16 protein-coding genes and 1 tRNA gene are annotated in these 12,987 nt (G+C 61.4%); 10 read left to right on the top strand and 7 right to left on the bottom strand.

Annotated features, from left to right (window positions below):
• Positions 1-2 precede the first annotated feature (2 nt).
• The 6 genes from FF124_RS18110 to FF124_RS18085 all read right to left on the bottom strand — a co-directional run bounded on the left by FF124_RS18110 (position 3) and on the right by FF124_RS18085 (position 4,556).
• Positions 3-1,157 carry a phage major capsid protein gene (locus FF124_RS18110; RefSeq protein ID WP_138749883.1) on the bottom strand — a complete coding sequence of 385 codons (1,155 nt, stop codon included), beginning with the start codon at positions 1,155-1,157 and terminating at the stop codon, positions 3-5.
• The gene (locus FF124_RS18105) at positions 1,154-1,660 is read right to left on the bottom strand and encodes an HK97 family phage prohead protease (protein WP_138749882.1); all 507 of its coding nucleotides are present in this window, start codon (positions 1,658-1,660) and stop codon (positions 1,154-1,156) included. The genes FF124_RS18110 and FF124_RS18105 overlap by 4 nt, the downstream gene beginning before the upstream one ends.
• A gap of 2 nt (positions 1,661-1,662) precedes the next feature.
• Positions 1,663-2,052, bottom strand: coding sequence for a hypothetical protein (locus FF124_RS18100; RefSeq protein ID WP_024708554.1), 390 nt, complete (start codon positions 2,050-2,052; stop codon positions 1,663-1,665).
• Positions 2,039-3,280 (bottom strand): phage portal protein, encoded by a 1,242-nt coding sequence (locus FF124_RS18095; RefSeq protein ID WP_342777074.1) that lies wholly within the window; start codon positions 3,278-3,280, stop codon positions 2,039-2,041. Before FF124_RS18095 ends, FF124_RS18100 begins: the two co-directional genes overlap by 14 nt.
• Before the next feature lie 147 nt (positions 3,281-3,427).
• A complete protein-coding gene (locus tag FF124_RS18090; RefSeq protein ID WP_138749881.1) occupies positions 3,428-4,189 on the bottom strand; it encodes a hypothetical protein in 762 nt (253 codons plus the stop codon).
• Positions 4,190-4,481: 292 nt separating this feature from the next.
• A tRNA-Thr gene (locus FF124_RS18085) sits at positions 4,482-4,556 on the bottom strand.
• Between the two features lie 152 nt (positions 4,557-4,708).
• Between FF124_RS18085 and FF124_RS18080 the strand changes: the two genes are divergently transcribed.
• The 9 genes from FF124_RS18080 (at position 4,709) to FF124_RS18040 (ending at position 10,539) form a co-directional block, all read left to right on the top strand.
• Positions 4,709-4,888: a hypothetical protein gene (locus FF124_RS18080; RefSeq protein ID WP_138749880.1), complete on the top strand. Its 180-nt coding sequence runs from the start codon at positions 4,709-4,711 to the stop codon at positions 4,886-4,888.
• A gap of 180 nt (positions 4,889-5,068) precedes the next feature.
• Complete coding sequence (gene murA, locus FF124_RS18075) at positions 5,069-6,361, top strand: UDP-N-acetylglucosamine 1-carboxyvinyltransferase (RefSeq protein WP_138749879.1); 1,293 nt, start codon at positions 5,069-5,071, stop codon at positions 6,359-6,361.
• A 118-nt stretch (positions 6,362-6,479) separates the two neighbouring features.
• Positions 6,480-6,920, top strand: a complete 441-nt coding sequence (locus tag FF124_RS18070; protein WP_138749878.1) for a DUF2948 family protein — start codon at positions 6,480-6,482, stop codon at positions 6,918-6,920.
• A 55-nt stretch (positions 6,921-6,975) separates the two neighbouring features.
• A complete protein-coding gene (gene hisD / locus FF124_RS18065) occupies positions 6,976-8,280 on the top strand; it encodes a histidinol dehydrogenase (RefSeq protein WP_138749877.1) in 1,305 nt (434 codons plus the stop codon).
• A 2-nt stretch (positions 8,281-8,282) separates the two neighbouring features.
• A complete protein-coding gene (locus FF124_RS18060) occupies positions 8,283-8,756 on the top strand; it encodes a UPF0262 family protein (protein ID WP_138749876.1) in 474 nt (157 codons plus the stop codon).
• 255 nt (positions 8,757-9,011) lie between these two features.
• Complete coding sequence (gene infA / locus FF124_RS18055) at positions 9,012-9,230, top strand: translation initiation factor IF-1 (protein ID WP_024708546.1); 219 nt, start codon at positions 9,012-9,014, stop codon at positions 9,228-9,230.
• A 36-nt stretch (positions 9,231-9,266) separates the two neighbouring features.
• Complete coding sequence (locus FF124_RS18050) at positions 9,267-9,899, top strand: Maf family nucleotide pyrophosphatase (protein WP_138749875.1); 633 nt, start codon at positions 9,267-9,269, stop codon at positions 9,897-9,899.
• Positions 9,889-10,089, top strand: coding sequence for a DNA gyrase inhibitor YacG (yacG, locus tag FF124_RS18045; protein WP_138749874.1), 201 nt, complete (start codon positions 9,889-9,891; stop codon positions 10,087-10,089). Before FF124_RS18050 ends, yacG begins: the two co-directional genes overlap by 11 nt.
• A 210-nt stretch (positions 10,090-10,299) precedes the next feature.
• Positions 10,300-10,539 (top strand): hypothetical protein, encoded by a 240-nt coding sequence (locus tag FF124_RS18040; protein WP_138749873.1) that lies wholly within the window; start codon positions 10,300-10,302, stop codon positions 10,537-10,539.
• Positions 10,540-10,663: 124 nt separating this feature from the next.
• Here the strand turns inward: FF124_RS18040 and FF124_RS18035 are convergent, their stop codons facing one another.
• A complete protein-coding gene (locus FF124_RS18035) occupies positions 10,664-11,470 on the bottom strand; it encodes a tetratricopeptide repeat protein (protein ID WP_138749872.1) in 807 nt (268 codons plus the stop codon).
• A 129-nt stretch (positions 11,471-11,599) separates the two neighbouring features.
• Between FF124_RS18035 and FF124_RS18030 the strand changes: the two genes are divergently transcribed.
• The gene (locus tag FF124_RS18030) at positions 11,600-12,985 is read left to right on the top strand and encodes a leucyl aminopeptidase family protein (protein ID WP_138749871.1); all 1,386 of its coding nucleotides are present in this window, start codon (positions 11,600-11,602) and stop codon (positions 12,983-12,985) included.
• The last annotated feature ends 2 nt before the right edge of the window (positions 12,986-12,987 follow it).

The following is a 12,987-nucleotide window of genomic DNA, read 5'->3' as shown; positions in this document are numbered from 1 at the left end:
CCTTAGTTGGTTGCCATTTTGAGCTTTTTGAAGCGTGCCGCCTGAAGCACGCGACCGCCGACGCGGCGCGTGGCGTGGATGCGGGTGAGGCCCGACGTGGCGAGAAGGTAGGGATTGACCAGAATGGAAAGCCCTTGCCGGTCGAGCACGCGGTAGGCCGAAAAGTCGCCGTACATCACCGGGCAGGCATTGGCCGCAAGATCGGGCATATCGACCATTTCAATGACTGGACGGCCCAAAACCGTTTCCGGCTGTCCGGCCTGATAGGACGGCTGCCAAAGATAGTTTCCGTTGCCGTCTTTGAGCGTACGGACAATGCCAAGCGTCGTGCCGTTCATCGACCACGAGCCGCGATTGCGGTAGGTCGCGGGCAGCGAATAAAGAAGCTTGATCAGGGCATCTGGCGAGAGGTTCGCCGCATGGCCGTTGGCGAAAGAAGCAATGTCCGGGTTGGTCATAAAACCTTCGGGCATGCCCGCGCCGGAACCGTTGACGAAGGCGACGCCCTCTTTCTGGCCGAAGTCTTCGGAAAGGGCGGCGCGAACTTCCGCTTCTGCCTGTCCGGCACTGTCGGCAAGAAGCTGGTTCGAGATATCGACAAAGGTGTTGATCTCGTGAACCGCTACTTCGGCCTGTCCAAAGCTCGCGCCGGACTCTTCCTGCTTTTGGGTCTCTCCCTTCCATTTGGCATTGGTGATGCCTGTGCGCTTGGGATAGACCACGGACGGCGAGCCGGTCGAGCGCACCGAGGCGACCGAGCGAACGGGCGAGAACTCAACCAGATCGCGAATGAACTCACTCGACATTTCGGCGGGCGCGAAATAGCCGCCGGACGGATCGGATGAAACCGTAAGGGCCTTGCGCTCTTCGGCGGGCAGTGCATCGCCGCGCATCAGATAAACGGCAAAAGCCTTGCGCTCTTCGGTCGGTTCAATCTCGCCGTCGTCACCGCCAGGGCGATTGGCCTTCGTCTCAAGCGCCTTCAGGCGATCCTCAAGTTTCGAGGTGTCGGCCTTGGTCTCCATCTTCTGAAAACGCTCTTCGACGGTCGCGGTAAGATCGGCAATCGCCTTCGTCACGATGTTGTCGGGATCGTTTTCCTCGCCCTTGAACACAAGTGAGGCTCCGGCGAGCGCCTGTTTCGAAAGATGTTTCATGCTGACCTCTTCAATTGCGCCGAGGCGCGGTTAAGGGCCTCTGCCAGCGACAGGGCCTTGATTGCGGATTTCGCGCTGGTGACGCGCGCACCGGGATGCATCGCGACCGTGACCAGAGAGATTTCGAGAAGTTCGAGTTGCGAGATCATGCGACCGCCGCCACGGCGCGGCACGGCTTTGCGGGAAACAAAGCCCACCGAAAGCCCTTTGACGGCCCCGGATTTGACAAGCGCATAGACCTCGCGGGCGCGCGCGACTTCATCGACCAGAAGCGCGCCCTTGACCTTCAGGCCTTGTTCGTCTTCCGTCGCTTCACTCCATGAGCCGATAGGATCGTTGAAGTCGTGCGCAAACAGCATCGGCAGGGGCAGCGAGGCTTCGGAAAACGCGCCTTTGCGGATCACGTCGCCGACACGATCCGGCGAGCCGAAGGCCCATGCCGTCCCTTCGATCATACCGTTATCGAGCGCGGCCAGTTTGGTTTCGAAGAACAGGCGATCCATGGTCACGCCTCCGGTCGGAAATTGGCACGGTCACCGGCAAAGGCGTCGGCCTGTGCCTGTATCCATGTTCCGGCGCGGAAGACGCGGACAATCGCCTTGTGCGTCATCGCGACGGACTTGCCGTCTTCGGTGATTTCCCAGCGCAGAACGCAACGGGCCAGCATATTCAGGCGGGCCTTTTCGCGGGCCTCAGCCGATACCCTGCCCTGTTCGTCGGCGGCTTCGGCAAGTTCGTCCATCATCGCAATGCGCGCCCGGCGCTGCGTATCGCTGTCCGGGCCTGCCATCCAGAACCGCATCCCGGTTGGCTTTCCCGTCCACGGGTCGGCTATCTCCAGCATCCGGCCCTTATCCTGATCGGCCACGTTGGAAAGCACGTCATTCAGGTCCATTGGCGCGGTCCTCTGTCTGATCATCGAGCGCAGGCCCGCCATTGTGGCCAAGGCCGGGTTGATTGCTGCCAGTGTTCGGATTGGCGTATTCCTCGCCGCCCTCGCGCGGCGGCAAGTCGAGCCATGCGCGGCCCTCATTGGGATTGAGAACGCGGGAAGCAATAAGACCGTTAATCGCGGTCGCGCGGTCTGTCAGGTCGGCGCGGGTGAGGTCATCGCGATCAAAGCGGATGCGGTACTGGCCGCGTTCCTCCGGCAGAAAAAGCGAACGCCGCAGCGCGCCTTCCAGCGCCCGCAGCCATGGTTCCAGCGTATAGGACAGGAACTCTTTGCCCATCTGTTCGGAATTTGACCAAGTGGCCCGGTCGAGGTCGTAGATCATCGACGGCGGCACGCGGAAAGCGCGCGCAATCTCGACAATCTGGAATTTTCGGTTTTCGAGAAACTGCGCATCGGTCGAGGTCAGCGTGATCGGGCGGAAGGTCGCGCCATCCCAAAGAATGGCGGTGCGCCCGGCATTGTCCGGCCCTTCGTGGGCCTTGCGCCAAGCGGCAGCCATCTTCTTCAGGCCGTCGTCGCCAATGCCCTTGACCATTTCAATGACACCGGCAGGCCGCGCGCCGTTCTTGAAGAGCTTTCCGGCGTGGCTTTCCATGTCCTTCGCCGCGCCGATGGCGTCGGCGGCAAGGGCCAGACAGGACCGCCCGAACGGCCCGCGAAGATGCACGATATTGCGGGCATCTTCGGCGCGGTTATTGATTTTGAAGCTGGGTTCCTGTCGTCCATCGGTCGAGAAATCGACCGTCGCGTGAGCCGGTTCGTAACGGATGATTTCGCGGGCTTCCCCGTCAATCCGGTTGACCCAAGCTACCCCGCCGCGATCATGTGTCAGCGCCGTGGCGACAAGATCGCGGACCAACTCGAAAGTCGAGGTCCAATCATTCGGCCCGCTTTCCAGCAAAGCCGCAATCGGGTGATTGGGATCAGCCTTCCAGTTCTCACCATCGCGCCGTTCAACGATAATATCGAGCGTGGCGCAGGCTTCGGAAACAAGCCGGATGGCCGATTGAACCGCTGGCACTGTCAACGCCACCGCAAGCGAGACCGTCGAGCCGGGCAAAGCGCCTCCGGTAAACAGCGAATATTCCGCTTCCGTGGGATCGCCTAGCGACTTCTGATCGGCGCGCACGCGCCCGGATTTTTTGAAGAACTGAAGCATATTTAGCATATGCCCCAGCTTTCATTTTTTGAGAATTGGACAACTTCGGACAGGCAATTTCCGCCTAACCTTTTGTTCCGTAATGATTTTTCTTCCTAATTAGGAAAAATCTCGCGCAAATCTCCCCGCGCCGGTCCCCGATTTTGCCCAAAAGTTCTAGACCACCCCCCGGCCCGGACTTTTCGCGGGCGGTTCGCCATGGTTTGCGCCATTGTCGGCTAAATCCCGTCCTTCAGCCCGACGTTGCCCCGTGGGTGGCGTTTCGGCTTCGCTCCGGCTTTGCCTCCTCTCCCCTTCAAAAGCCCTTCTAGGCCCTTCAGCACGGGCAGTCTGAGTAGGTTTATTATCTTTGTTCTTCGTGGGGTTCAGCCTTTTGAACCCTATAAGGTTCTTCAGCCAACGCTTCCATTCCTGCGAGACAATGCGAATGATGTTGGTCAGGCTCTTGCGCCCGCGCTGGGGACGCTCTTCCACGGCGATGCAAGGCGACGGGCCGCCCTTGGCCTTCCTGAAGGCGTTCTGGCATGTTGTGCGGGATACACCGGCAAGGGCAGCGATCTTGTCGAGGGGCAGGTCACAGCGGCCATGCTTCAGAACCTCTTCCGCCACGACACTGAGCGCCGCGCGTTCGCCTTCCGTGAACTCCGAACGCAGTTCTTTCGGAAGCCTGCTTGCGCCAGCCCAAGAGCGCTTACGGGCGCGTGAGGCGGCACGATCCGGCGAAATGACCTTCTTTCGGGCGTACTGGATGAACCGGGAATACTTGTTGGCGATGGTCTGGCGAGGCTTGGTGTCGGCCTTCTGCGTATGCGCAAGGCCGGTCTCGTAGGCGCGTGCCAGTTCAGCATCACCGTGCCATGGGCGCGCGACAAGGGTGCTGCGCAAGAGCGCAGCCGAAGGGGCAAAGCTTTGCGACATTATACCCCTCCAAAAATGAAGGCAGGCGCGCACTTTGCGGCATTTTCGATTGTGTAGGGATTCGCAGTCTGGTACTGTGAATCAGCAAAACTGGTGTGCTTTGCTATGCAATTGTCGCCGCTTCCGAGGGCTATCGGGGCGGCGATTTGCTTTTCTGCACCAGAACGGCACGAGAACGAACTTCCCGGATTTTCCCCGGATCTAGACGGGAAATCATGGTTTGTTCTGCTTTTACCTGCCGGGAAGCAGGGAATGGGGTGCCGATAAAACTGTTTTTTTTCAGTGAGATAAGTGGTGCTGCTAGAGAGATTTGAACTCTCGGCCTCTCCCTTACCAAGGGAGTGCTCTACCCCTGAGCTATAGCAGCCCGACTTCGGCCTTGCGAAGCGTGCCCGGCACTGTTTGGTGCAGGCAAGCGGCCTATTGCCATAGCTCCGCTTCAAGTGCAAGACGGGAAACACATTTCTTTTCTCTTATCCGCATTTCGGCGGAAACCAGGCTTTGCGAGAAGGTGGCGAGATGGACAATGCCGATCCACAGAAGAAAAAACCGGACGCCGCGGCGCAGCGCCGGGAGCGCGCGGCCGAGAAACTGCGCGAGAACCTGATGCGGCGCAAACAGCAGTCGCGCGCACGGCGCAAGGGCGCCGCCGACGAGACTGATGGCCTCCCCGCCTCCCGTCAGAAGGACGAGGGCTGACAACAGCGACCGCTGGACTGCCGGTATTTTAGCGTCCCGGAACATAGACATGCCATTTTTCGCTGCTTTGACCGGAGCGGTTCAACGACTTGTCAACCATTGCGATTGATCATGGCCGACGTTTCGTTTAGACGCGCCTAAGCTTTCAAGAAGAGGCCGGGTTTTCCCGGAAAATGTGGAATGGATCAAATCAGAGTCGTCGGCGGCAATCCCCTGAAGGGCGTCATTCCCATTTCCGGCGCGAAGAATGCGGCGCTTCCCCTGATCATCGCCTCGCTTCTGACCAGCGACACGCTGACGCTCGAGAACGTGCCGCATCTGGCCGATGTCGAGCTTTTGATGCGCATTCTCGGCAATCACGGCGTCGATATTTCCGTCAATGGTCGGCGTGAGCGCCAGCAGGACGGCTATGCGCGCACCATCCATTTCAACTGCCCGACGATCACCGACACCACGGCCTCCTATGACCTCGTGCGCAAGATGCGCGCGTCCTTCTGGGTCATCGGTCCGCTTCTGGCGCGCGAGGGCATTGCCCGGGTCTCTCTGCCGGGCGGCTGCGCCATCGGCACCCGCCCCGTTGACCTCTTCATCGACGGGTTGAAGGCGCTCGGCGCGGAAATCGAGATCGAGCAGGGCTATGTCGAGGCCAAGGCGCCGAAGGGCGGTCTCGTCGGCCGCCATTATGTATTCCCGAAGGTCTCCGTCGGCGCCACCCACACGCTGATGATGGCGGCAACGCTTGCCAATGGCACGACCGTGCTGGAGAACGCCGCGCGCGAGCCGGAAGTTGTCGATCTCGCCAATTGCCTGAAGGCGATGGGCGCGAGGATCGAAGGCGCCGGCACGCCGACAATCACCATTGACGGTGTCACCTCGCTTTCCGGCGCACGCCACACCGTGCTTCCGGACCGGATCGAGACCGGAACCTATGCCATGGCCGTCGCCATGGCCGGCGGCGAGGTCACGCTGGAAAACACCGATGCCGCGCTTTTGAGCTCCGCCATCGAGGCGATCCGGGCCGCCGGCGCCGAGATCACTCCGACGGAAACCGGCATCCACGTCATCGGCCATGGCGACGATATACGCCCGGTCGATATCACCACCAAACCCTATCCGGGCTTCCCGACCGATTTGCAGGCGCAGTTCATGGGCCTGATGACGCGGGCCAAGGGCACGTCGCGCATCGTCGAGACGATCTTCGAGAACCGCTTCATGCATGTGCAGGAGCTTGCCCGTCTTGGCGCCGACATCTCGCTATCCGGCCAGACGGCGACCATCAGGGGCGTGAAGGAGCTGCACGGCGCGCCTGTGATGGCGACCGACCTGCGCGCCTCGGTCTCGCTTGTCATCGCCGGCCTTGCGGCCAGGGGCGAGACGACCGTGTCGCGCGTCTATCACCTTGATCGCGGCTTCGAGCGGCTGGAAGAAAAGCTCACGCGCTGCGGCGCGGTCGTCGATCGGATCAGCGACTGAGGCCGTTCGCGGCATCATTTTCCTGTCGACACGGGCATTCCCGGCGGGCCAATGGTTGCGCAACGGCTTCTATCGCCTTATCTCGGTAAAAAACCTCGAACCCGCCGGGAAATTTGTCATGTCCACCGATCAGCTGAAACTCATGGCGCTGGATGAAGAAGACCTCGCCATCATCTCGGCGCATGTCCAGGATGCCGTGTTTTTGTCGAAGGACGTGACCTTCTCCAGGGTTGCGGGCCAGTTTCAGCTTCTGTGCAACCGTTTCGTCTGGGAGAAGAAGCGCGGCTTCTTCACGAAGCCGGAACGGCGGCGCGCGGCGCTCGTGTTCAAGCGGGTCACCGCCGTACGCAGCATCGGGCTTGACCGCAAGGCCGAGGACGAAGTCTCCAACCTGCTTTCGATGACATTCGAAAAAACCGGCGAAGGGCCGGAAGGCTCTCTGGTCATCACCCTTTCGGGCGGCGGCGAGATCGTTGCGGATGTGGAATGCATCGAAGTGCTGCTGGCCGATCTTTCGGCAAGCTGGGAAGCGCGCGGCAAGCCGCATCATCCGCGCTGAGACAATGTCTGTTTTTTGTCTGGAATGAATTCCTATCTGATTGAGTGAGGCAAGCATGGCCATCTGGCTCGATACAGCCGCCGACGATTTTGAAACCGCCTTTGCGGCGCTCTTGTCGATGAAGCGCGAGGTTTCCAAGGATGTCGGCGATACCGTCGATGAAATTCTCGCCGAAGTGCGGGCAAACGGCGATGCCGCGCTTGCCGCCTATTCTGCGCGGTTCGACGGCGTCGACTTTTCCGATCCCGCAACGCCGATGAAGGTTGGCGCGAAAGAGCTGGAGGCCGCAATCGCCGCAGTCGACCCGAAGGTCATCGACGCGCTGACGCTGGCCGAGGAGCGGATCCGCAAGCACCATGCCCGCCAGCTCCCACCGGATGATTCCTATGAGGACGAGATCGGCGTCACGCTCGGCCATCGCTGGACGGCCGTCGAGGCGGTCGGGCTCTACGTGCCAGGCGGCACGGCGAGCTATCCGAGCTCGGTGCTGATGAATGCCGTGCCGGCCAAGGTCGCCGGCGTCGAACGCGTTGTCATGGTCGTGCCGGCGATGAAGGGCAAGATCAATCCGGCGGTCCTCGCCGCGGCGAAGATCGCCGGCATCACCGAGATCTACCGGATCGGCGGTGCCCAGGCGGTGGCCGCCCTCGCCTACGGTACGGAAACGATCGCCCCGGTCTCCAAGATCGTCGGCCCCGGTAATGCCTGGGTCGCGGCCGCCAAGCGCGCCGTCTTCGGCACGGTCGGCATCGACATGATCGCCGGCCCCTCGGAAGTGCTGGTGATCGCCGACGGCGACAACAATCCGGACTGGATCGCCGCCGACCTTCTGGCCCAGGCCGAACATGACACGGCCGCCCAGTCGATCCTGATCACCACCGACAAGGCGCTCGGCGAGGCTGTCGAGCAGGCGGTCGAGCGGCAGTTGAAGACCCTGCCGCGCGGCGAGATCGCCGGCGCAAGCTGGCGCGATTATGGCGCGATCATCTGTGTTTCTGATCTCGATACCGCGCTTTCGCTCGCCAACCGCGTGGCGCCGGAACACCTGGAGCTTGCGGTCGGTGATCCCGAAGCGCTGATCCCGAAAGTACGCAATGCCGGCGCGATCTTTGCCGGGCACTATACGCCCGAGGCAATCGGCGACTATGTGGGTGGCTCCAACCACGTTCTGCCGACCGCCCGTTCGGCCCGGTTTTCCTCGGGCCTCGGCGTTCTCGATTTCATGAAACGCACATCCATCCTTCGTCTGGGGCCCGAACAGCTGAATAGGCTTGCGCCGGCGGCCATTGAGCTTGCAGAATGCGAGGGTCTGGGCGCGCATGCACGATCGGTTGCCATCCGCCTCAATCGCAAGGAATAGACATGACGACGGGCGAATACAGGCTGAGTGACGTTGTTCTCGACGAGAGCATCGGCCGCGCTTCGCCCGATGTCGAGCATGAGCGCGCCGTCGCCATCTTCGACCTGCTCGAGGAGAACTATTTCCACCCGGTCGGACATGACGGCGGACCCTACAAGCTGACGCTCTCGATCATCGAGAAACGGTTGATCTTCGACATCACACTCGAAAACGGCGAAAAGGTCGCGACTCACATCCTGTCGCTGACCCCGTTCAGACGGATCGTGAAGGACTATTTCATGATCTGCGAGAGCTATTACGAGGCGATCAAGACGGCGAGCCCGAGCAAGATCGAAGCGATCGACATGGGCCGGCGCGGGATACACAATGAAGGCTCGCAGACCCTTCAGGACCGCCTCAAAGGCAAGATCGAGCTCGATTTCGATACCGCGCGGCGTCTGTTCACGCTGTTCTGCGTGCTCTACTGGCGCGGCTGAGACACTCTCGCTGAGGGGCTTCGACCTCGCGTGAACAAAAAACGACGGCGGGAGCAAACATGGTTCACAAACGTTGAACTATTGTGTAGGTTTCGCCGCAATTCAGCAGCGCCGCGCGTCTGATTTCAAGCGCAGCCGATACGCTGCAGATCATTGAAGCAACAGTGTCCCCGTCTGTCATGCCGGCAATCGGCCGGGCGGGGATTGAAGCGTTCGGGCAGGTCCCGGATGCAGGAAAGAAAAGAAACGACATAAATGGCTAAAGAAGAAGTACTGGAATTTCCGGGCGTCGTCGTCGAGCTTCTGCCGAATGCGACATTCCGGGTGAAGCTTGAAAACGACCACGAGATCATCGCCCACACCGCCGGCCGCATGCGCAAGAACCGTATCCGCGTTCTCGCCGGCGACAAGGTGCTTGTGGAAATGACCCCTTACGACCTGACCAAGGGCCGGATCACCTATCGCTTCAAGTAGACGCGCTTGCCTTCTCTCAAGCGTTCGGGAACGGGTTTGACCGTGGCAAAGACAAAACTTGTCCTGGCATCGGCCTCGCCGCGCCGTGTGGACCTTCTGGCCCAGATCGGCGTTAAGCCCGACCGCATCCTGCCCGCCGATATCGACGAAACCCCGCTGGCAAAAGAGACGCCGCGGCTTCTGACCGGACGGCTTGCCTGCGGCAAGGCCGGCGTGGTGGCCGGGATGCTCGACGACGATGCGGCCTGGCGCGGCGCGGCCATTCTGGCCGCCGATACGGTGGTCGCCGTCGGCAGGCGCATCCTGCCCAAGGCTTCAAGCGAAGACGAGGCCATGTCCTGCCTTTCGCTCCTTTCCGGTCGCAATCATCGGGTTTTCACCGGCCTTTGCGTCAGGATTGCCGGGGAGGCTGAGGAAAGCCTGCGCGTTGTCGAGACGCGCGTTACCTTCAAACATCTCTCCAAGAAAGAGATCGAGGCTTATCTCGCGTCCGGCGAATGGCACGGCAAGGCGGGCGCCTATGCCGTCCAGGGCCGCGCAGCCGCCTTCATCGCGCGCCTTATCGGCTCTTACTCCGCCGTGGTCGGCCTGCCGCTCTACGAAACACAGACGCTACTTTCCGGCCGCGGCTATGACATTTGCCAAGAATGGAGCAAAGATGGGCAATGACAGCGACACCCGCGTTGAGCCTTTGAGAAAACCCCGCAAGTGCCCCGAATGCGGGCGCCCCTCGACGCGCGAGAACTACCCCTTCTGCAGCGACCGTTGCCGACAGATCGACCTTTCCCGTTGGCTGACAGGCTCCTACGCCATTCCTGTTGCAGAGGATGAGTCGAAGCCGGGCGGCGAGGAACAATAGAAACAACTTTTGGTAGCGCAACCTTGGAAATTCTGCGTTTTCCGGTGGATTTCGCCGTTTTTCTGCACCTGAGATTGCAATTTATAATCGTTTTTTGAACGAACTGCTCTATACTTGTTGGCTGGGAGGTTTTCGCCCTTCGGGCGGAAACGGGACATACAAGGGAGCAAGGCAGTGAGACGATACATCTCCAGCCGCCGGAATTCCGCAGTGACAACAGCGACGGCCGATGCGTTCGAGGAGCCGGAGTTCGTCTTCGCACACCGCCTGCGCGCGATGGCCAGCCGGGACGCGGACGATGCCAGGATCATCTATCTTTCAAAGCACGCGCGCGGAAAGGGCACAAACTGGGCCCTGTGGCTGACGATTGTCGGCAGCCTCGCCTTCTTTGCGGCAAGCCTTGCCGGCGTCTATGCGCTGGCAGGCCTCATCCTGCGCACTGTGTCCTGAGACCAGATCGTTTTCGCCTTTCATCGAAACGACGAAACGATTTATCTGTATGTTTTGACGCATTTTAGCGGACGTCAGATGTAGCCGCCTGACCAAGAAATATTCCGCGCGCGTCACGCCGTGATCACATGGACGACTGTTGTCCGCCCGCGCCCACGGCGTATCGTTCCCAGGCGCCGCCGGGTGCGGTAGCGGCCTGTAGCGCCGCGAGGTTGGCCTGGGCCTCTTCAGCCGAGACGCCGGTCGTTGCCACCCGCTCGGCTTCCTGCTGCTTGCCCTGAAGCGCAAGCACCAGCGCCAGGTTGACCCGGACTTCCGGGCTGGCATCGCGCTGGGCGATTGCCTCGCGCAGATAATTCTCCGCCGTCGCCAGATCATGGGTCAGCACATAGGAGACCGCCATGTTGGACAGGACTTCGGGGTTCTTGGGCGACAATGTGAGCGCCTGGCGGTAGCGCATGCGCGCTTCAACCGGCTTGCCCATCTGGTCGAGAATCAACCCCTCCTGCGAGAAGGTCCGCCAGTCACGCGGTGAAGCGGCTTCCGCATTGCGGATCGTGCGCAGCGCATCGGGATAGTAGCCAAGCGCAGCCTGCGTTTCGGCATAGTGAAGCAATGCATCGCCGGAATCGGGATTGCGCGCGGCGACCTCGCGCATCACCTGGTTGGCCTCGCTGTAGCGCCCCTCGGCCTTCAGATACTCAGACCAGGCGATACCCGATTTGACATTTCCGGGCCTGGAAAGATATGCCGTTTCAAGCCGATAGCTCGCCATCTGGCGCTGCGAGGGCGAGAGGCCGGCAATCTCCTCGGCGGACATGTATTGTGCCGTGGTCATCGGCCTGCGCACGCTGGCGCAACCTGAAACAATGATGGCCGCCGCAACGAGCGCCAGCGCCGCCTTTCTCGAAAGCCCGGTCGGATTGGTCATTTTAAGGCAATCTCCGTCTGTTCTCAGCGCCCCGATCAGCGTAAGGAATCAATCCCGAGGCTTTCAGACACTTTACAGAAAGTTTTTTCCCGCGAAAGTAGGCGGGGCAACACTGACAAGCGAACACAAATGCCCAGTTTCCAGTTTTTCGAACACCCTTCGCCCTTTTGCCCAGCCGGTTCAGAGACAAAACCGCTCTTCGCGGTGACGCCTGCTGATCTCGAAAGGCCGGACATCCTCCCGGACAATATCCATCGGTTTGGCCGCGCGGCCGGGTTTTCCGCCCGCGAGGGCGAACTTTTGCTGGTTCCCGGCGACGATGGCAGTGTTTCCGGCGCGCTCTTCGGCCTCGGCCGAGAAGCCTCTCCCTTCGCCACTGGTCGCCTTTCCAGGCTTCTGCCGCCCGGTGACTGGCAGCTTGCGGGCTTTGAGGGCGATCCGTGCCAGGCACTGATCGGCTTTGCTGCAGGCTGCTACCGGTTCGAGCGTTACCTCAAGCCTTCCACGGCCGGGAAGGTTCGCCTCGCCGTGCCGGAGGACTGCGACAGGGCCGCGATCGAACGAACGGTTGCCGCGATCTTCCTCGCCCGAGACCTGATCAACACGCCTGCAAACGACATGCAGCCGGACCATCTGGAACAGGCCTTCGAGAGCCTGGCCCGCCATTATGGCGCGGAATTCAGCGCCATCCGCGGCGACGACCTGCTGAAGGCCGGCTTTCCGCTGATCCATGCGGTCGGCCGGGCGGGTGAAAAGGCGCCGCGCCTGATGGAGTTGCGCTGGGGCCGCAAGGGCGCGAGGAGCATCACACTGGTTGGCAAGGGCGTCTGCTTCGATACCGGCGGCCTCGACATCAAGTCGGCGGCCGGCATGGGCCTGATGAAAAAGGACATGGGCGGGGCCGCCAATGTGATGGGGCTGGCGCTGATGATCATGGATGCCGGCCTCGACGTCGACCTGCGCGTCATCGTCCCGAGCGTCGAGAATTCCATTGCCGGCAATGCCTTCCGCCCGGGCGACATCTACCGCTCCCGCAAGGGGCTCACCGTACAGATCGACAACACTGATGCCGAAGGACGGCTCATCCTTGCCGATGCGCTGACCTATGCGGACGAGGAACTTCCCGACCTTCTGATCGACATGGCGACGCTGACGGGGGCTGCCCGCGTGGCGCTCGGCCCGGACATCGCGCCATTCTTCACCGACAGCGACGCCTTTGCCGACAAGCTTCAAAAGAGCGGCGAGACGCTCTCCGATCCGCTCTGGCGCATGCCGCTCTTTGCCGGCTATGACGCCAGGCTGAAAACCGCGATCGCCGACCTGACCAACGCGCCGGCCGGCGGCATGGCCGGGGCGATAACCGCGGCGCTCTTCCTGAAGCGCTTTGTCGGGCGGGCGCGAACGTGGGCGCATTTTGACATCTATGGCCACGCCCCGACCGATCGCGATTTCGGCCCCGCCGGCGGCGAGGCGCAGGCGATCCGCGCCCTCTTCGAAACGATCCGGACGAGCTGATG

It is taken from the genome of Martelella lutilitoris (genome assembly GCF_005924265.1).
GTDB classification, from domain to species: Bacteria; Pseudomonadota; Alphaproteobacteria; order Rhizobiales; family Rhizobiaceae; genus Martelella; species Martelella lutilitoris.
This window is presented reverse-complemented; position numbering and strand designations above follow the sequence as displayed.